The following is a 20,404-nucleotide window of genomic DNA, read 5'->3' on the forward strand; positions in this document are numbered from 1 at the left end:
AATTTATAGTGTAGATGTCTGAAAATTAATATTGATTCAATTTAGTATATGCTTAATCTTTTTAGCAATTGGACTAGTCTTTTATAAATAATAACTTATAAATAACAAGCATAAATGGTGTTTACCTGTTAAAATTACGTTATAATGAAAGCGGTAAAATAATAAGTGATTATAGGAGGTAAAGTTTTATGAAGTATCCTAAAACAAAGGAAATTTTGAATCAAGCAGTTGCAGATTTAAGTCAATTAGCAATGGTTGTTCACCAACAACATTGGTACATGCGTGGACCTGAATTTTTGAAATTACACCCATATCTTGATGATGTGATGGATGAATTAAATGATCAATTAGATTTAGTAGCAGAGCGTTTGGTAACTTTAGATGGCTCTCCATACTCAACTTTAAAAGAGATGGTTGATCATTCTAAGATCCCTGCTCAAAAAGCTAATTGGACAGATTCAACACCAACTAGATTTGCTAGAATTGTCGAAGGTTATCGTTATCTAGAAGGTTTATACCAAGAAGGTATCGATGCTAGTGCTGCAGAAGGCGATGATTCTACTAATGATATGTTTATTGCAAATAAGACAGCATTAGAAAAGAGAATCTGGATGATGCAAGCTGAACTTGGCAAGGCTCCAGATATTGATGCTTAGTTAAAAATATATTTTTTGAGACACATTAGTGTCTCTTTTTTTCTGTAAAAGTTATTCTTTTCACACAATCATGGTTATAATTAAAGTAACAATTGTACGAAAGGAAAAATTAACTATTATGCAAAAAATTGTAGTTGTGGGAAGTAGCAATGTTGATACAACACTGCAAGTAAAAGAGTTCCCAAAACCTGGAGAAACAATAAATGCAATTGAGATCTCAGAGGCTGGCGGTGGCAAAGGTGCAAATCAAGCAATTGCCATTGCAAAAAGTGGAGCTCAAGCATATTTTATTAACCGAGTTGGTGAAGATAATGCAGGAAGATTCACACTAACTCAACTTAAAACTTATGGTGTAGATACAACTTATGTACAAACAACTCATGGAGTTAGCACAGGTCATGCTTATATAACCTTAAATCAAGCTGGGCAAAATGATATTATCATTGACCATGGTGCTAATTTTGAATTGAGTGTAGAAGATATTGATGCAGCAAGTGACATTATTAAAGATAGTGATATTGTAGTTGCTCAATTCGAAACGCCACTAGATGTGACACTAGAAGCTTTTAAAGTTGCAAAAAATGCTAACAAAATAACAATTTTGAATCCAGCTCCTGCAATTAAAGAAATTCCACAGGAGTTACTTGATTTAACTGATCTAATTATTCCAAATGAAACTGAAAGTGCCATAATTACAGGAATAGAAGTTACAGATGAAAATGCACTAGCTATTAATGCTAAAAAACTACATCAATTAGGAATTAAGTATGTAGTGATTACTTATGGTGATAAAGGCGCATATATTTCAGCGCCTAATATAGAAGAGTTGATTCCTGCATTTAAAGTTGATACAACTGATACAACTGGTGCTGGGGATACATTTATTGGTTTTTTGGCAAGTAAGTTAGACCATGATTTTTCTAATTTAAAACAAGCTGCAATCTATGCAAGTATGGCTTCTTCAATTGCAGTCCAAAGGCTAGGTGCACAGCCTTCAATTCCAACAAAAAATGAAGTCGAAGAATTAATGGAGGAACAAAACAATGGATAAAAATGAACAAGATTTATTAAAAAAGCAAGCTGCTGTACAAGCTGCCAAAATGGTAAACCCTGGGATCAATTTAGGAGTTGGAACTGGATCTACTGTTATGTTTTTTATTGATGCGTTAGCTAAGCGTAATGAGGAAACTCCATTGAGTTTAAATAGCATAGTAACTACATCAAATCGCAGTCAAAAACGATTAGAACAATATGGTTTTCAAGTCGAAGTTTTATCAGAAGTTGACCAATTAGATTTAACTGTTGATGGGGCAGACCGCGTTGATAGTAATTTAGATGGAATTAAAGGTGGAGGTGGCGCATTAACCTTAGAAAAAAATGTTGCAGTCAATTCAAAACGTAACGTTTGGATTGTAGACCAAAGTAAAGTTGTAGATCATTTGAGCGGTTTTGTTTTACCTGTCGAAGTACTTCCTGTATCATGTGAACAAGTTAAAGTAAAACTTGAAAAAGAAGGGTTAAACCCTAAATTCAGAATTGCAGATAATGGTTTACGCTATGTAACACACTATGGTAATTACATCTTAGATTTGAATATTGATCCAATTCCAGTCCCTCATGGCTTAGCAGACTATCTCGATCATATGGTTGGCGTTGTGGAACACGGACTATTTTTGGATATTTGTGATGAAGTATTAATTGCAAAACAAGATGGTACAATAGAGGATCGCACTCGCAAATAATATGAAGAAAAATAATAAATTATTCACTGCATTATTTGGATTATTGGCTGGTTTTGGCTTTTATTGGATTTTGACATTATTAGGATTGTGGCCTTTTAAATGATATTAAAGTTGAGGAGAAAAATATGTCTAAGACACCTTTGATTATTAGTACTGACCCTGGAATTGATGATGCAGTAGCAATTACTTTGGCTTTGTTTTCAAAAAAATATGATGTAAAGTTAATTGCAGCAACGTGGGGTAATGTTAGTTTAGATAAGACTTTAAACAACGCATTAAGATTAGAAGCATTTTTAAAAACTAAAGTCCCTGTAGTCTCCGGAGCAAGATTGCCTTTATTAAAAAAGCCAATTGATGCTTCAGATGTTCATGGAAAATCGGGGATGGATGGGTATGATTTTCCTGCACCAAATACAGATTTATTAATTAAAGGAATAGCTGCAGATGCAATTCATAATGTAGTATCAAATTCTGATCAAAAAGTTACCCTAATGCAGATAGGCCCTGCAACTGACTTTGCGATGTATTTCCGCCAGTATCCAGATGATCTGAAGAAAGTAAAAGAGTTAGTAATTATGGGTGGTGCAATTGGTCGCGGCAATTATGGACCTTATGATGAATATAATGTATCAGGTGATCCAGAAGCTGCCAAAATTGTTTTTGATAGCGATTTAGATATCAAAGTAGCTCCCTTAGAATTAGGGCATCAAGCACGTATTACCCCAGAAGTTATGAAAAAGATCAGAGCAATTAACGAAGTGGGCAATATGTTTTATAGTATTTTGTCTAACTTACATGAAGGCAATGGTAGTTTAGACCATGAAATCTATGATGCATTAGCAACTGCAATTTTGATTAAGCCTGATATGTTCACTTTCAAAAACGCTTATGTGGCAGTAGATACTAAAAGTCCATATACTTATGGTGCTTCAGTGATGGATTTTGATAACTTTTTTGGCGAGCCTGCAAATGCAGAAATTGGTGTCAAAATTGATAATAAAGAATTTGTGGATTGGTTTATTAATGCAATCAAGCAAATTAATATAAAGGAAAACTAATAATATGACTGATTTTGTATATCGCTCAGTAATGCGTGATATCAAACACAACATTTTAAATAAAAAATATCCTGAAATGAAGTTGCCTGATGAGCGTAGTTTGGCAGCGCATTATCAAGTTAGCAGATCATCAATGAAAAGAGCGTTAGGTCTGCTTGCGGCACAAGGAATAATTTTTAAAAAGCGTGGTAGTGGCACTTTTATTAACCCATTATATTTAAAAAATCAATCATTATTTAGGTATGAAGGATCTAATTTGGGGTTAACAGATTCTTTTTTGGCACCTGGGAAAACCCAAGGGATTAAATTGCTAGACTTCCATGTAATTAAAGCAAGCAAAAGCCTGGCTCAAGATTTATTTATCAAACAAGATGATTTTGTGTATGAATTCAAAAGATTGCGTTTATTAGATAATCAGCCAATTATCATTGAAACAGGATATATTCCAATAAAAATTGTCCCTGAATTAGGACCTGAAATCTTGCAAGGATCACTGTATAATTTTTTAGAAGATACAGCTAATAAAACTGTTACTAGAGCATTTTTGAATATTACTGTTGAACCGTCAAATAAAGAAGATCAAACACAGTTGAAATTAACTCCAGTGCAGCCAGTTGGTGTGATGGAAGGGATCTTTTTTTTAGATGATGGGACTCCATTTGAAGTATCTAATATGAGAATTCATTATAAATATATGCGCTATAATAGTTTTGTAGATTTGAATTAAGTCGTCTATACAGGCGATTTTATTTTTATTTATAAAATTGGTAGGATCCAATTTATTTAAAGGTTGAACTTTTTAATAAATGATTGTATTATATGGATAAAGAAAATTAATTGTTATTAATAAGGAGAAAAAACAATGGCAGTTGATTACGATTCTAAAGAATATTTAACTAGTGTTGACGCATGGTGGCGTGCTGCAAACTACTTATCAGTTGGTCAATTATTTTTGATGCATAATCCTTTATTACAAAAAGAATTAGTTGCATCTGATGTAAAGCCAAAACCTATTGGTCACTGGGGTACAATTGCTCCTCAGAACTTTATTTATGCTCATTTAAATCGTGTAATTAAAAAATATAACTTAAATATGTTTTATATTGAAGGATCTGGTCACGGCGGCCAAGTAATGGTCTCAAATGCCTATTTGGATGGCTCATATACTGAACGCTATCCACAGATTACTCAAGATAAAAAGGGAATGGCTAAATTATTCAAACAATTTTCATTTCCAGGTGGTGTAGCTTCACATGCTGCCCCTGAAACCCCAGGATCAATCCATGAAGGTGGGGAATTAGGATATTCATTATCACATGGTACAGGTGCAATTTTAGATAATCCCGATGTAATTGCTGCAGTTGAAATTGGTGATGGAGAATCAGAAACTGGACCGCTCGCTGCATCATGGTTTTCAGATAAATTTATTAATCCAATTAAAGATGGGGCAGTTTTACCAATTGTTCAAATCAACGGGTACAAGATCTCTAATCCAACATTACTGGCTAGAATGAGTGATGAAGAGTTAACTAAGTATTTTGAAGGTTTAGGTTGGAAACCATACTTTGTCAATGTTTATGATAAATCACATATGCAAGCCCATGAAGAGATGGCAACAACTCTTGATAAAGTTATTAAAAATATTAAAGCTATCCAAAAAAACGCTCGTGAAAATAATGATCAAACTTTGCCTCACTGGCCAGTTGTATTATTGCGTGCACCAAAAGGATGGACAGGGCCTAAAAAAGACCTGGAAGGCAATCCAATTGAAAACTCATTTAGAGCCCATCAAATACCAATTCCTGTAAGCCAAGAAGACATGGTTCACAAGGATATGTTAATTGACTGGATGGAGAGTTATAAACCGCAAGAATTATTCAACGAAGATGGCACCATTAAAGATATTGTTTTGCAAAATGCAGTTCATGGTGATCAAAGAATGGCAATGAATCCAATTACTAATGGAGGAATAAATCCAAAACGCTTGAACTTACCAGATTATCGTAAGTGGGCAATCAAGTTTGATCAACCCGGTTCTGTTGAAAAACAAGATATGGCAGAATGGTCAAAATATCTTGATGAAATTTCAACTTTGAATCCTAATAACTTTCGTGGTTTTGGTCCTGATGAAACTAAATCAAATCGTTTATTTACAATCTTAGATGATAAAAAGCGTCAATGGCTTGATCCAATTCATACTCCAAATGATGAAGATTTAGCTCCACAAGGTCGTTTAATTGACTCTCAATTATCAGAACACCAAGATGAAGGTTTCCTTGAAGGATATGTATTAACTGGTAGACATGGATTCTTCGCAACATATGAAGCATTTGGCCGTGTAGTTGATTCAATGTTAACTCAGCACATGAAATGGCTTAGAAAAGCAAAAGAGCAATATTGGCGCCATGATTATCCATCATTGAATATTGTTAATACTTCTACAGTGTTCCAGCAAGATCACAATGGATATACTCATCAAGATCCTGGCATGTTAACCCATTTATTTGAAAAACATCGTCCAGATTTAATTGCTGAATATTTACCTGCAGATACTAACTCATTATTAGCAGTTAGTGCTAAGGCTTTACAAACAAGAGGCAAGATTAATTTATTAGTTACTTCAAAACAACCTCGTCCTCAATGGTTCTCGATCAAAGAAGCACAAAAGTTAGCAGACAAAGGATTAGGTTACATTGATTGGGCTTCAACTGATCAAGGTCAAGAGCCTGATTTAGTAGTTGCTTCTACTGCAACAGAGCCTACAATTGAGAGTTTAGCTGCAATTGATATTTTGCATAAACAATTCCCAGAGTTGAAGATTCGCTACATAAATGTTGTTGAAGTGATGAAATTAATGGATCCAAGAACTAATCCAGATGCTTTAAGTGATGCAGAATTTGATCAATTGTTTACTAAAGATAAGCCTGTATTATTTGTATGGCATGGATATAAGACCATGATGGAATCTATCTGGTTCCATCGTCATAATAAAAATGTTCTTATTCATGGTTATGAAGAAAATGGTGATATCACAACTCCATTTGATATGAGAGTGTTAAATGAATTAGACAGATATCATTTAGCAAAAGATGCTGTATTGAGTATTCCAGAATTAGCTGCAAAAAATGAATCATTCATTAGCAAAATGGATGATATGATTGAAAAACACCATCAATATATTCGTGATAATGGTAAAGACATGCCAGAAGTTACAAATTGGAAATGGTCAGGTTTAAAATAAATAATTAGACATATAAGAGGGGCTGAAAAGCTTCTTTTTTAGTTAAATGGATATTTTAACATTAAACAAAAAGTGCAAAGACTAGAACCAAATCCTATTAATCCAATTATTAATAAAATTATTTTAGTCCGTTTTCTTTTTGGTTTATCAAAACTGAAAACAATACAAAAAGCACTAATAGTTATTAACAAAGCTAAAATAAGAAATGTCCAAAGATTAATTGTCATAGCAAAAATACCTACTTTCAATTTGAAATTTTAGCATAAATACTGATTAAATAAGAAAAAATAAAGTTAATTAAACAAAAGATACCAAACTACTAGCAACTGCGGTATTATAGAAACTATGCGGAGGTTATTATGAAAAAAATAAAAGTAATGACAGTTTTTGGAACACGTCCAGAAGCAATAAAAATGGCACCCCTCGTTCTTAAATTAAAAGCTGATCCAAGATTTGAGGAAGTGACAGTAGTTACTGCTCAACACCGTGAAATGCTAGATCAAGTACTTGAAATATTTAAGATAAAGCCTGATTATGATTTTAATATTATGCACAAAAACCAAACTCTAGAAGATATTACAACTAAAGTAATGGTTGATTTAGCAAAAGTTATTAAAGATGAAAAACCAGATATTGTTTTAGTTCATGGTGATACTACAACTTCATTTGCAGCCAGTTTAGCTACATTTTATGAACAAACTACTCTGGGACACGTTGAAGCTGGACTTAGAACTTGGAATAAATATTCACCATTCCCAGAAGAAATGAATCGCCAGTTAACTGATGTATTGAGTGACTTGTATTTTGCTCCAACTGAATTAAGTAAGGCTAATTTAATCAAAGAAAACCATAATCCAGAAAATATTTTTGTGACAGGTAATACTGCAATTGATGCATTGCAGCAAACTGTCCAAAAAGATTATCATCATGATGTCTTAGATGAAATTAAGCTAGGAAATCGAGTAGTATTGGTTACTATGCACCGTAGAGAAAACCAAGGTGAACCTATGCGCAGAGTTTTCAAAGTGATGAAACAAGTGGTTGATTCACAATCAGATGTTGAAATTATTTATCCTGTGCATTTGTCACCTAAAGTTCAAGAAGTTGCAAATGAGGTTTTGGGAGGCGATCCTAGAATTCATTTGATTAAACCACTAGATGTGGTTGATTTTCATAACTTGGCAAAACGTAGCTTCTTTATTATGACTGATTCTGGTGGAGTGCAAGAAGAAGCTCCATCTCTTGGAAAACCAGTTCTTGTATTGCGAGATACAACTGAACGACCAGAAGGAGTCAAGGCAGGAACGTTAAAATTAGTTGGCACTCAAGTTGATGAAGTGCGCACTCAAATGCTTAAATTACTTGAAGATTCTGCAGCATATGAGGAAATGGCTAACGCTAAAAACCCATATGGTGATGGTCATGCATCAGATAGAATTATGGATGCAATTTATTATTACTTTAATAAAAAAACCAAACGACCTGTCGACTTTAATTAAACTAAATTATTTAGCTTCTCAAATAAGAGAGGCTATTTTTTTGCAATCAAATATTTTGACCAGTGACATAGTGTCACTATATAATGATGACAAGATGTCACTAAGGAGTTATATAGGGAATAATATTATGCAAAAAGAAAGAATATTTGAAGTTAAAAAATTAAACTTATTAATTATTGCAGGAATAGTTTGGTTTATTGCAGGATTTAATGTTGTAAGATTAGGATTAATTGCATATAAAGAAATTGCTCCATTTCAATGGTGGCAAGGAGTTTTGTCAACAGTTGTGTTTATTGCATTTGGGGCAATGTTTTTAAAAATTAGTCAAAGACATGTCTTGAGAATTGAACAATATAAACAGGCTTTCAGACCAATTTGGGATTTCTTTGATGGAAAATCTTATATCATCATGGCAATTATGATGGGCGGAGGAATTTGGCTTAGATTATCTGGTTTAGTTCCTGATATGTTTATTGCAATTTTTTATACAGGATTAGGCTTAGCATTGACCTTAGCAGGGATATTATTTTTATATCAATACTTTAGAAAAATTAGAAAATAAAAAAACTGTAGCATGACAAAAAGTGCTACAGTTTTTGCTTTGTAATTATTTAGTTAAGCATTTGGTCAGAGATTTCATCTGCTGCTGCGTCTATTTGGACAATTGCATCATCATCTGGTGAATTTTCAATGGTTACTGGCTTTGTGATTTCTGTTGCGCCACATTTAATAAACATTTTTTCAAAGTCAAAAACATTTTCACAATAATGTTCACCATAAGTTTTATCACCTGAACCCATCACTACGAATTTTTTGCCAGTTAAGTCAACATCTTTTAATTGCTCATAAAAATCAGCAATCTCATCAGTCATCACACCTTCGCCGTATGTATAAGTGATAAAAATACATAAGTCATAGTCTAAATACTCGGTTGCGTCAGCAAAATTCACATCACTATTATCTACTTCAAAGCCTGCATTGACTAGATCATCTTCTAAAATTTCAGCTATATCTTCATCATTGCCAGTCATGCTAGCATAAACAATTTTTGCTTTCATAATAATTTCCTCACTTAAAAATTTGCGAATTACACATTAATTATACATAATTGTAATATGCGTTGTTAAAACATAAAGTTTGCTTTAGTAAACCTTATGAAAGGCATATAATAAAACAGTATGATTTTTTTAAAAGAGGTAATAAATATTGATTACAATTAAATCACTTCGTGAATTACAAGGTATGCAAGCATCAGGGCATTTATTAGCTCAAATGTTTGAAGGATTACGTGATGTTATTAAGCCAGGAATATCGACTTGGGAGATTGAAGTATTTGCTCAAAAGTTTGTCAAAAGTCGTGGTGGTCGATTATCAGAACAAGGATTTGAAGGATATAAATATGGCACTTGTGTATGTGTAAATGATGAAATTGCCCATGCGATTCCTCGCAAAAACTTGATTTTAAAAGAAGGAGACATTGTTTCAGTTGATGTAACTGTTAATTTGAATGGTTATGAATCTGATTCATGTACTACTTATCCAGTGGGCAAAATCTCTACAGCTGATCAAAAATTAATCGATGTAACTAAAAACGCTATGTACATGGGAATTAAACAAGCAACAGTGGGTCATAGAATTGGTGATATTGGTGCTGTTATTCAACATTATGTTGAAGATGAAAACCATTATGGGGATGTTCGCGAATTAGTAGGTCACGGTATTCAACCATCAATTCATGAAGACCCAGAAGTTCCACATTACGGCAGAGCAGGACATGGTTTGCGCCTAAAGCCGGGTATGACAATTACTTGTGAACCAATGGTTGAAGAAGGCGGGCATTGGGAGATTAAGCAAAATGTTGTTAAAGATCCTAATTATCCTGATTCAGATTGGGTATATTATTCTACAATCGATGGTTCAAAAGCAGCTCAATTTGAACATACTTTTGCAATCACTGAAGATGGTCCGAAGATCTTAACTTTGCAAAAACCTTATGATGGATTGGAAGAATTTATCCCTCATTTTGATGAAATGTAATAGGTATACTTGTGGCAAATTTATCACAATTTAAAAAACAAACTGGCAAATTTTTCCAAACCTTATCTCAATGTATGGGACGAGGAGAAATTACTCAAAGTTCTATAATAATCGCATATTACGCATTGTTTAGCTTGTTTCCTTTGATCATTATTATTGGAAATATTTTGCCATTGTTTCATATCAATACTGCTCCAATTGCACAATATTTATCTTTGATTTTACCTGATCGCATCTCAAATTTTGTGATGCCAATTGTTGATTCTTTATTGAAAAAACACTCTAATGGGTATATTTCTTTTGGGTTAATTATTGCAGCATGGTCAGTATCTGGACTAATTAATGCGATTAGAATTGGCATGAATCGTATATATGGTGTTCATCAATCAGAGATGGAGATGTCATTTGGCTATGTATTAGTTAACAGAGTCTTAATTATCGTGATGTCATCTGTGATGATGGTTTTATTTGCGGTAATTATTTTTGCCTTTATTTTTGGACAACAAATTTTAGAATTTTTAGCGCCAATTTTTAACTTCTCAATTGCGCCAATTAGAAAAATTTTTAACTATCGATGGCCAGTAATTATTTCGATGATGTTTGTTGTTGTTTTGTACTTGAATAATGTGTTACCTAATTTAGTTCGCAAAAAAAGAACGATTGTTCCTGGTGTGTTAACAACTGTTATTAGTTGGATCTTTTTGTCATATGTATTTAGTCTGTATTTACAAAAATTCAACTTACGTTGGGAAAATTATGGTATTATTGGAACGTTCATCATCTTTATGCTTTGGTTGAATATTGGTTCTTTATTGTTATTGTTTGGAACTTGTATTAATGCTGCATTAGATAAAATAAAATATGGTATGAATTATTATTCTCGGGGTCGCTTGGAACATTTTTTTGATAAAAACAAACATAATGGGACTAGATGAAAGCGGTTAATTCTGCTATTATGATAATGAATTTGTTTATAAGAATATTATAAAAGAAAGTGTAAGTGTAATTATATGAAAGTTAGAAAAGCCGTAATTCCTGCTGCTGGATTAGGAACAAGATTTTTGCCAGCTACTAAGGCAATGCCTAAAGAAATGTTGCCAATTGTTGATAAACCAACTATTCAATTTATCGTTGAAGAAGCAAAGGCATCTGGTATTGAGGACATTTTAATTGTTACTGGTAAATCAAAGAGAGCCATTGAAGATCATTTTGATTCAAATCCAGAACTAGAAGCCGACCTTGAAGAAAAGCATAAGCAACAATTGCTTGAATTAACTCAAAGTATCACTCACTTGGGAATTAACTTATATTATACAAGACAACCTTACCCAAATGGACTAGGGGATGCAATTTACCGTGCACGTAGCTTTGTTGCAGGTGAACCATTTGTAGTGTTATTAGGTGATGACTTAATGATGGATAAAGTTCCCTTGACCAAGCAATTGATTGATCGCTATGATAAAACTCATGCTTCAACAATTGCTGTCAAAAGAGTGCCACATGATGAAGTATCTAAATATGGTATTATCGATCCAGCTACTGAAATTATGCCAGGTTTATACAATGTTAAGTCATTTGTAGAAAAACCTGATGTGGATAAAGCTCCAAGTAATATGGCGATTATTGGTCGTTATTTGTTAACTCCTGAAATTTTTGATATCTTAGAAAATCAAAAACCAGGTGCTGGTGGTGAAATCCAATTAACTGATGCAATTAACACCATGAACAAAACTCAAAGAGTCTTTGCCCATGTATTTACTGGTCAAAGACATGATGTTGGAAATAAAGAAGGTTATTTGGAAACTTCAATTAGCTATGGCTTAGAGCATCCAGAAACTAAAGCTGAATTGCGCAAATTTATTATCAATTTAGGTAAAGAATTGCAAAAAGAAGATAAAGACAAACCTGCTAAAAAATAATCACATCAAAGTTGCAGTATGATTTATTAGAGATATCTGTACCCCATAAAAAGGCAATAGACTTTTATCTTTTTGATAATAAATTGGCAAATTTTTGGGATGGATATTGTTTAACAATTTAATCAATTTATGCTGGGTGATCGCATTATCACCAGGCAGCAAAAAACATGCTTTGCTAGTAAGAGTTATCTTACTTAAAGGCATGTTTTTTTGATTGATTTGAAAATAGAATTTAGTATTCTGATCTAAATCAGAAATTAATTGTAAAAAATCAACTAGTTGCATAATTTGAATTACCTTTTATTAAAACTAATGTTGGTTTTTCCAAGATCAATTGTATAAGTTTCAGATTCTAATGGTCGTTTAGTCATTCCCATATCCGTTGAATAAATGATCAAAACTAATTTTGATCCAGCAGGAACTTGATAATAAGTTGGTTGCAGTTTAAATTTTAGATCAACAAATTGATCTTCTTTAATTTTTGCTGGCTTTTTCATGTCAGCATAATTTTGCAAGTTCATATGAGCTTTAGTAATTAATTTTCCTTCGGTCATTTTATCTGGAACAAATTCTTGCAACGTATCAGTACCAAAACGATAACCTAACTCTTGTCCATTTCTCATCAAAAATTTTGGAGTAGGAGTTAATCTTTTACGATCACCAATTTCGACTAAAGCAACAGATAATTGCCCTTTAGCTAAAGACCCACTAACTCTTACTTTGATTTCAGGACGGCCAATAATTGTAATAGGGTGAGCAAAGGCATCGGTTTCAAATCTTAAGCTGTTTTTAGCCCATTTTTTCTTCCCAATAATAAATTTATATTGCCAGTCTGCTTCAGAGATCTTTTCTTTTTTGAACTTGGTACCACCAACATCTTCAAAGCTAACTTCCTTTTCATCTGGACGCTCTAATGTTAATGAATGTTTTTTAGTAGGGTAATAAATAGTCTTTCTGCCTAAATCATTACTCCAGTCAATTTCTTCATGCCAAATATCAGCATGCAAGTTATCTTGTACCATTACAGTTGGCCACTGATTGTATGCATTATTTTTCAAGTTAAGTAATTCATGACAAAACCATAGATTCATTAAGTCAGTAAAGTCAATTGAGACCAAGTTGTTCATGTTGTAGTGAGGTCCTTGGTGCAAAAATAGATGAGATTCAATTGGTAATTTAGAAATCTTTTGCCACAACTTGTAGACATTTTTTGGCTTAACATTCCAATCATTTAATCCATGAACTGAAATAAATGAGCATTTAATATTATCAGTATGATGACGGTAATTTCTTGCATCCCAGAAGTTGCTATATTGTCCAGTTAATCGATCTGATTTATTGAGCAAAGTTTCTTGCATTTTATCAAAAACAGGCTTGATCTTTAAATAATCGCCCGCATCCCATAAATTAGATTGGCAAGTCTCAGCTAATTTATCTAAATCTTCACCTTGGCAAGCTTCAGGAGCAATAACTAATCCATGTTCGCGATAATAATCATACCAAGATGAAATTGCAGCTTCTGACACTACTGTCTTTAATCCCTTAACACCAGTTGTGGCAATTGCAATTTGCAGAGTGCCTAAATATGATCTTCCAGTCATTCCGATATTTTGGTTGCACCAATATGCTTTAGTCTGAGTTTGACGAGTGCGATCAGTATAAGCAATTCGATCACCAGTTAACCATTCAATCACTTCTTTAGCAGCAATTGTTTCTTCTGGTGACCCAGTGATTCTCAACCCATCACTTTTGCGAGTTCCAATTGCACCTGCATAAACATTAGCAAACCCTCTAGCAAGTAAATACTCATTCAAAGTATAAGCTGCTTTGTGTACTGCATTTTCAGTTGATTTTTCATTTTGATCTGTTGGCTTTTGTGCATTAATTTTAGATGATGGGACGTATTTTGGATCAGTCCAGCTAGTTGCATCAGTTAAGTTTACATCAACTGAATGGTTGGTTGATTCATTATTTATAATTCCACCAAAATATGGATCAGCAGTATATAATGCAGGCACTTTTAGACCATAATCTGATTCTTTAGGTCTAAAAATAGTGACTTGCATTAAATCGCTCTTGCCATCTTGATCAGTATCTAGATCACTTTCAACATAGACTACTTCGCGAATAACTTGACTTGTGTTAAAAACAGGTAGACTTTTACCATTGAAGAATTTGAATTGATTTTCTCCCCAGAATTGAATGAAATAGCCTAGTCCAGCTAAGTTGTCAATTAAGGTTTGACCATTTTTAGCGCGAGTATTTAATAATAAATAAAATGCATTAATTAAATCCATCATGCTATTGATGTCATGTTCAACAGATGGTAAATTGTTGCGCTTCATCATGGCAACAGGTTCACGCAATGAATAGTCATAATTGACATGATAGCCGAGCAATTGCAAAGCTACATTATAAAATTCATTTGTAGTAATTTGAGTTGGGTTAGTCTTTAGAAAATCAGCTAAAGTTTGCTTGTCGCTTACCGCAAATTCTTTTAGCTTACTAGTTTTAGCATCGTCAGTTTTAGCTTCAACTAATGCAGTTTTCATAAAAAAAGTTAGTAAATTGCTAAAAGATAAAGCCTGATAGTTTTGAGGTAAGAAGTTGATACTCTGCAATTCTTTTACTTTATTGTCAAAACTTTCTTGTTGATAGGCATATTGATTATATCTCATAATATTTTCTCCATTTTTTTAAAGCCAAGTATTGTCATATACATCTTGTTTAAATCCGCTAGTCAATTTATTGCCAGACACAACTAGGGGTCGTTTGATTAATTTACCATCTGTAGATAATAATTCAGCAGCCTTTTGCGCACTCATTGAATCCATCTGATCTTTTAGATGCAGCTTGCGATAATGGATGCCACTGGTGTTGAAATATGATCGCAAAGGACGATCGGGATGCGTTTTAAACCATTGCAACCATTGTTTTTTTGTTGGAGGCTGTTCAATTAAATCTTGATATTCATATGATATATCATGATTATCAAGATACTTTTTTGCCTTTTGAGAAGTTGAACAGCGATTATACCCATAAAACTTAATCATAAAAAATCCCTCCTAGAAAATCATCTATTTTCTTTAATTGTATGGTAAGCGGAAACATAAGTCTACTATAAAATTGGTACGAACCAGCTATTAATTTTATTAAAATAAAAAATATTTTTTTATTAAATAGTTATCTGTATAAAACCAATTGTAGCAAGTAATGTGGTACCAACCAGCAGTCACAAAAACAGTTATATAAAGATTTGAACATTGCTTTTATAAAAGTAACCGTTTACAATTAGCGGTGGTTATAACCGAAGTAATGTTTAGAATTCATAACAGAGTATGGGAAAATAAGGGAATAAATAACGATGAATAGTTCAAACAACAATCATTTTAACAACCGAAATTTCAAAAAGGGAGTTTTTTATAGTACTGCATTTTTATCGTTCTTAATACTAGCTGGAGGACATAGTACTAAAGTAAATGCAGAAGTTGTAAATAATTCTCCTGCTGTATCACAAAATAATACAACAGCTGCACAAACGCAAAATAATAATGCAAATACTAATCAAAATAGGGCTAATAAAACTGCAACTGGTATGGTAAATACAACACCTGCAAATAATGAATCACAACAAACAACTAATAATGTATCTTCTTCAAAGACAAATGCATCTACTTCAGCACAAAACAACGCTACTGGAAATACACCTTCAAAAAGTGATCCAACCATTCAAGGTGTAATCAATGATGTTTCCAAAAAAGACAAATATTACGAAGTAGATTATGCTTCTGGTCAACAGGCAAGATTATATTTGCTAAATGATACCACATTTAGATACTATATTGATCCAACTAAAAAATATGGTTCACCTGAACAATCAGCCCCTGGATTAAATGCTAAGATGTTTGTCCAAGATATTAATGATCTTGATTTAACTAGCTTTAATGCATCAAAATTAACTAAAAATGACCAAGGCTGGGATATTAATACAAGTATCATAGATATTTTGTTCAATAAAGATTTAGGTACTATGAAAGTTGATAAAGGCGGTCAAACTGTCTTTGAAGAAGCTAAGCCAATTTCAGTAACTGATACTGGCAGCACTCAATATATTAAAGATGCTGACAATATTAACTACTATGGTGGTGGTACTCAAAATGGTAAGTTTGTCTTAAAAGATCAACAAGTCAAAATTGAAAATGTTAATAGCTGGCAAAGTGGCGACGTTGCTTCACCTAATCCATTTTATTGGTCAGTTAACTCAAATGGCGGTCAAGCATATGGTGTAATTCGTGATACCTTTATGCGTGGATTATATGACTTTGATTCAAGTCATGATGGAGAAATTGCGACAACTCATAATGAAAATAGATTCGATGCAATTTATTTCTTTGGTGATAGTGCATATGACATAATCAAAGATTACCAAGAATTAACTGGTATGCCGGCAATGATGCCTGCATATGGCTTTTATGAAGCGCATTTGAATGCATATAACCGTGATTTCTGGGTAGAAGTAACGCCAACAACCTCGGGTGCTATTAAATTAAGTGATGGTAAATATTACTTGGAATATCAGCCAGGACATGTGCCAGATGGCAAAACTGGAGTCAAAGAATCATTAAATGGTGAAAATAATAATTATCAATTTAGTGCAAGAGCTGTAATTGATAGCTACTTAAAACAAGATATGCCAATTGGTTGGTTCTTGCCAAATGATGGTTATGGTGCAGGCTATGGTCAAACTAATACTCTAGAAGGCAATTTGCAAAACTTGGCAGAATTTATTCAATATGCTAACTCTAAAGGTGTCCAAGTCGGTTTATGGACTCAACAAAATTTAGCTCCAGTTGATCCTAATAATCCAAAGCCAGATGACCGCGACTTTGCAAAAGAAGTTGAAGCTGGAGTTGTAGCATTAAAGACTGATGTTGCTTGGGTTGGTAATGGTTATTCATTTGGATTAGATGGTTTGCAAAAAGCTACTGATATGCTGGAAAGCATTAAAGGTGACTTACTTCGTCCATTCATTATTACTCTAGATGGTTGGGCAGGTACTCAAAGATATGCAGGAATTTGGGATGGAGATCAAACAGGTGGTCAATGGGAATATATCAGATTCCACATCCCAACATACATTGGTGAAGGATTATCAGGTCAACCTTATGTTGGTTCTGACATGGATGGTATTTTTGGAGGTCAAAACCCAATTATTAACACCCGTGATTACCAATGGAAGGCGTTTACTCCTATTCAATTAAACATGGATGGTTGGGGACAAAACCCTAAGAATCCTTATGTGTTTGGTGGTAAAACTGAAGAAATTAACCGTGCATATTTGAAGTTGAAGACAATGTTAATGCCTTATAACTACACGATGGATCATGAAGCTGCAACTGATGCAAAGCCTATGGTTCGTGCATTGCTATTAGATTATCCAAATATCCCAGAAACCTATACTGATTTGACTAAGTATGAATATTTATGGGGTGACAACTTCTTGATCGCACCTATTTATCAAGATACTGCAATGGATGCAGAAGGTAATGATATTAGAAATGGTATTTACTTACCTGATCCAAATCAAACTTGGGTAGATTACTTTACTGGTAAAGAATATCAAGGTGGACAAGTTATTAATAATTTTGCTGCACCTATTTGGAAGTTACCTGTATTTGTTAAAAAGGGTGCAATTATTCCTAAGACTGCTGCACATAACACACCAAATCAATGGAATAAGGCAGATCGTGAATTTGAAATTTTCCCTGGTGGATCATCAAGCTTTACTATGTATGAAGATGATGGCATTTCTCAAAAATACAAGGAGGGTCAATTTTCAACAACTCCAATCACTAGTCAATTAGATGGTCAAACTCTAAAAGTTACTGTTGGCAAGATGACTGGATCATACACTAATATGGTAACTAATAGAACTACTGAATTTGATATTAAGTCAGATTCAGAACCAACTAGTGTTGTTGCTAAAGTTAATGGACAAGATGTTACTTTAACTAAAGCAAGTTCATTAGCAGATTTCCAAAATGGCTCTAATAAGTATTACTATGATACAAGTTACAACACTGATTCATACTTAGGTGCAGATGATCTAGGTGGAACTGAAGTTAACCAAAAATTCTTACGTGTAAAATTAGCAGCAAATGATGTAACAAATAATGCGATTGAATTAGATGTTAATGGAGTTAGCGAAAGTGCAAATCCATCACATACAAAAACTCCAAGTAAAGATGTTGCAGTGCCAGCTAATGTCAAACAAGACACAGTGAAAACTACGGATACTCAAATTCCTATCACTTGGGATGCAGTAGATAAAGCTACTTCATATAATGTTAAAGCAGATGGAGTTTTGTACACTGCTGTTACAAATCCAAGCTTTACTTTGAAGAATTTGCTTGCAGACTCTAGTCATAAATTCCAAGTTCAAACTGTAATTGGCGATAAGGTTTCTGATTGGAGCAAGTTGCAAACATTTAAGACAACTAAGAATCCATTCTTAAATGCTGTGAAACCATACAGTGAAGAAGTTGTTCAGAGTGGTTTTCCTTCTAATCTGAAGCCAGCCCAATATTGGCAACAAGGTACGCCGCTAGCAAATATGTTTGATTTAGACCCTAATACTCAAGCACACAGCAATTGGGCATACCATACTGCAACTCCGATGACTATTAGAGTTGACTTAGGCAAGATCACCAATCTAGATCATTTCTTATATATTCCAAGAAACGATGGAGGTATTAATGGTATTGTAAGTAACATTACATTGAGGACTTCACTTGATGGATTACATTGGAAAGATAGTGGCCATGGTTCATGGGGTTCAACTTCAACTAATCAACAAACTATTCAATTTAATCCTGGCACTAAAGCACAATTTGTAGATATTGTGATTCCTAAAGGAGCTGGCTATGGCGGTTTTGTTTCAGGAAATGAAATGATGTTCTTCCAAACCCCAGGCTCTAAACAAAACATGGCTGGAGATATCTCAAATGATGGTAAAGTTGATGAAAATGATATTGAATCATTGAAAAACTATGCTGGATTAACTGCTGGAATTGATAGTGACTTTGGTGGTTATGTTGAAAAAGCTGACTTGAATGAAAATGGTACAATTGATGCCTTTGATATTAACTTTGTAACTAGTTTACAAGCACCATATATTTCAAGTTATGATACAAAAGCTCCACAAGGATCATTGACTTTGACCGCTGATAAAGCTTCATACAAAGTTGGCGATACTATTAAGTTAACTGTATCTGGTAAAGATTTAGCTAATGTAAACTCATTATCAATGAGAATTCCGTTTAACTCAAAAGAAGTAGATGTTAAAGAAATCACCTCTACCAAAGCTACGTCTGGTATGATTAACTTCTCGAAGGCAAGAACTCACAGTAATGGATCACAAGATCTATATGTGATTTTTGCAAATGAAGGTGAAAAGCCAAGATTAACTGGCAATGAAGATTTGGCTACAATTAGATTAGTTGCTAAAAAGCCTTTGAATGGTAAAGATTTGCAATTTAGATTGTATGATCCAGAGTTTGTAAATCAATGGACTACTGAATATGTTCCAACAACTTCTGCACAATTGACTTTGCCTGTTGGAGATGGAACTACTTCACCAACACCAGGTGAAGACAATTCTGGTAACACTGGAAATACAGGAGATACTGGTAATACAACACCAACTACTCCGTCTACACCTTCACAAAATCCTGATATTAACAAACCAACAATCCCAGATAATAAACCATCAGAAAATAAGGGTGATGAAAAATCATTAGATGGTACAGTTTATGTTCCTGTAATTAACAATGACAAGAACTGGAAAGTTGCTTTGCGTGATGCTAATGGCAAGACTACAGGCAAATACATTAGTACTGGTACTAATTGGAAAGTATTAGCTAAAAAGACCATTATGGGAGTCACATTCTACAGATTGGGTACTCAAGATCAATGGATTCCAGCACAATTTGCTAAGTCATTTGTCAGTGCAGGTGAAGAAACTAAGGTTTCAGGCACTGTACATATGCCTGTAATCAACCATAATCCAAACTGGAAAGTGGCACTATGGGATTCAAATGGTAAGCTTACTGGTCAATACTTGAAGACAAATAGTAATTGGAAAGTATTTGCAGTTAAAATTATTAATGGAGTTAAGATGATCAGATTAGGAACTGAAAGTCAATGGGTTCCTGCTAAATATACAGATTTTAATCTTTAATAAGTTTAATTAA

General features: G+C 33.6%; 16 protein-coding genes. 12 read left to right on the forward strand and 4 right to left on the reverse strand.

Annotated features, from left to right (window positions below; genetic code table 11):
- Positions 1 to 188: 188 nt before the first annotated feature.
- The 8 genes from AC38BG_RS04620 (at position 189) to AC38BG_RS04655 (ending at position 8,758) form a co-directional block, all read left to right on the forward strand.
- Positions 189 to 656, forward strand: coding sequence for a Dps family protein (locus tag AC38BG_RS04620; protein ID WP_489936695.1), 468 nt, complete (start codon positions 189 to 191; stop codon positions 654 to 656).
- A 118-nt stretch (positions 657 to 774) separates the two neighbouring features.
- Positions 775 to 1,707, forward strand: a complete 933-nt coding sequence (rbsK, locus tag AC38BG_RS04625; protein ID WP_489936696.1) for a ribokinase — start codon at positions 775 to 777, stop codon at positions 1,705 to 1,707.
- Positions 1,700 to 2,398: a ribose-5-phosphate isomerase RpiA gene (gene rpiA / locus AC38BG_RS04630; RefSeq protein ID WP_489936697.1), complete on the forward strand. Its 699-nt coding sequence runs from the start codon at positions 1,700 to 1,702 to the stop codon at positions 2,396 to 2,398. Before rbsK ends, rpiA begins: the two co-directional genes overlap by 8 nt.
- 125 nt (positions 2,399 to 2,523) lie before the next feature.
- On the forward strand, positions 2,524 to 3,456 hold the full coding sequence (locus AC38BG_RS04635; RefSeq protein WP_489936698.1) for a nucleoside hydrolase: 933 nt from the start codon (positions 2,524 to 2,526) through the stop codon (positions 3,454 to 3,456).
- Positions 3,457 to 3,460: 4 nt separating this feature from the next.
- Positions 3,461 to 4,183 carry a GntR family transcriptional regulator gene (locus AC38BG_RS04640; RefSeq protein ID WP_489936699.1) on the forward strand — a complete coding sequence of 241 codons (723 nt, stop codon included), beginning with the start codon at positions 3,461 to 3,463 and terminating at the stop codon, positions 4,181 to 4,183.
- A 135-nt stretch (positions 4,184 to 4,318) separates the two neighbouring features.
- Complete coding sequence (locus tag AC38BG_RS04645) at positions 4,319 to 6,697, forward strand: phosphoketolase family protein (RefSeq protein WP_489936700.1); 2,379 nt, start codon at positions 4,319 to 4,321, stop codon at positions 6,695 to 6,697.
- 359 nt (positions 6,698 to 7,056) lie between these two features.
- Positions 7,057 to 8,196, forward strand: coding sequence for a non-hydrolyzing UDP-N-acetylglucosamine 2-epimerase (gene wecB / locus AC38BG_RS04650; protein ID WP_489936701.1), 1,140 nt, complete (start codon positions 7,057 to 7,059; stop codon positions 8,194 to 8,196).
- Between the two features lie 40 nt (positions 8,197 to 8,236).
- Positions 8,237 to 8,758: a hypothetical protein gene (locus AC38BG_RS04655; protein ID WP_489936702.1), complete on the forward strand. Its 522-nt coding sequence runs from the start codon at positions 8,237 to 8,239 to the stop codon at positions 8,756 to 8,758.
- A gap of 49 nt (positions 8,759 to 8,807) precedes the next feature.
- Here the strand turns inward: AC38BG_RS04655 and AC38BG_RS04660 are convergent, their stop codons facing one another.
- A complete protein-coding gene (locus tag AC38BG_RS04660; RefSeq protein ID WP_489936703.1) occupies positions 8,808 to 9,254 on the reverse strand; it encodes a flavodoxin domain-containing protein in 447 nt (148 codons plus the stop codon).
- A 148-nt stretch (positions 9,255 to 9,402) separates the two neighbouring features.
- Between AC38BG_RS04660 and map the strand changes: the two genes are divergently transcribed.
- The 3 genes from map to galU all read left to right on the forward strand — a co-directional run bounded on the left by map (position 9,403) and on the right by galU (position 12,152).
- On the forward strand, positions 9,403 to 10,233 hold the full coding sequence (map, locus tag AC38BG_RS04665) for a type I methionyl aminopeptidase (protein ID WP_489936704.1): 831 nt from the start codon (positions 9,403 to 9,405) through the stop codon (positions 10,231 to 10,233).
- A gap of 11 nt (positions 10,234 to 10,244) precedes the next feature.
- A complete protein-coding gene (locus tag AC38BG_RS04670) occupies positions 10,245 to 11,168 on the forward strand; it encodes a YihY/virulence factor BrkB family protein (RefSeq protein WP_489936705.1) in 924 nt (307 codons plus the stop codon).
- A 75-nt stretch (positions 11,169 to 11,243) separates the two neighbouring features.
- Positions 11,244 to 12,152, forward strand: a complete 909-nt coding sequence (galU, locus tag AC38BG_RS04675; protein ID WP_489936706.1) for a UTP--glucose-1-phosphate uridylyltransferase GalU — start codon at positions 11,244 to 11,246, stop codon at positions 12,150 to 12,152.
- Here galU and AC38BG_RS04680 read toward each other — a convergent pair whose 3' ends face one another.
- The 3 genes from AC38BG_RS04680 to AC38BG_RS04690 are packed head-to-tail and all read right to left on the reverse strand — an operon-like array spanning position 12,153 to position 15,205.
- Positions 12,153 to 12,437, reverse strand: coding sequence for a hypothetical protein (locus AC38BG_RS04680; protein WP_489936707.1), 285 nt, complete (start codon positions 12,435 to 12,437; stop codon positions 12,153 to 12,155).
- Positions 12,438 to 12,445: 8 nt separating this feature from the next.
- Complete coding sequence (locus AC38BG_RS04685; protein ID WP_489936708.1) at positions 12,446 to 14,830, reverse strand: Xaa-Pro dipeptidyl-peptidase; 2,385 nt, start codon at positions 14,828 to 14,830, stop codon at positions 12,446 to 12,448.
- A gap of 18 nt (positions 14,831 to 14,848) precedes the next feature.
- The gene (locus AC38BG_RS04690) at positions 14,849 to 15,205 is read right to left on the reverse strand and encodes an arsenate reductase family protein (protein WP_489936709.1); all 357 of its coding nucleotides are present in this window, start codon (positions 15,203 to 15,205) and stop codon (positions 14,849 to 14,851) included.
- A gap of 311 nt (positions 15,206 to 15,516) precedes the next feature.
- On the opposite strand from AC38BG_RS04690, the gene AC38BG_RS04695 reads away from it, so the two are divergent.
- Positions 15,517 to 20,391 carry a TIM-barrel domain-containing protein gene (locus tag AC38BG_RS04695; RefSeq protein WP_489936710.1) on the forward strand — a complete coding sequence of 1,625 codons (4,875 nt, stop codon included), beginning with the start codon at positions 15,517 to 15,519 and terminating at the stop codon, positions 20,389 to 20,391.
- Positions 20,392 to 20,404: the final 13 nt, after the last annotated feature.

Source organism: Lactobacillus sp. M44, from assembly GCF_058130005.1.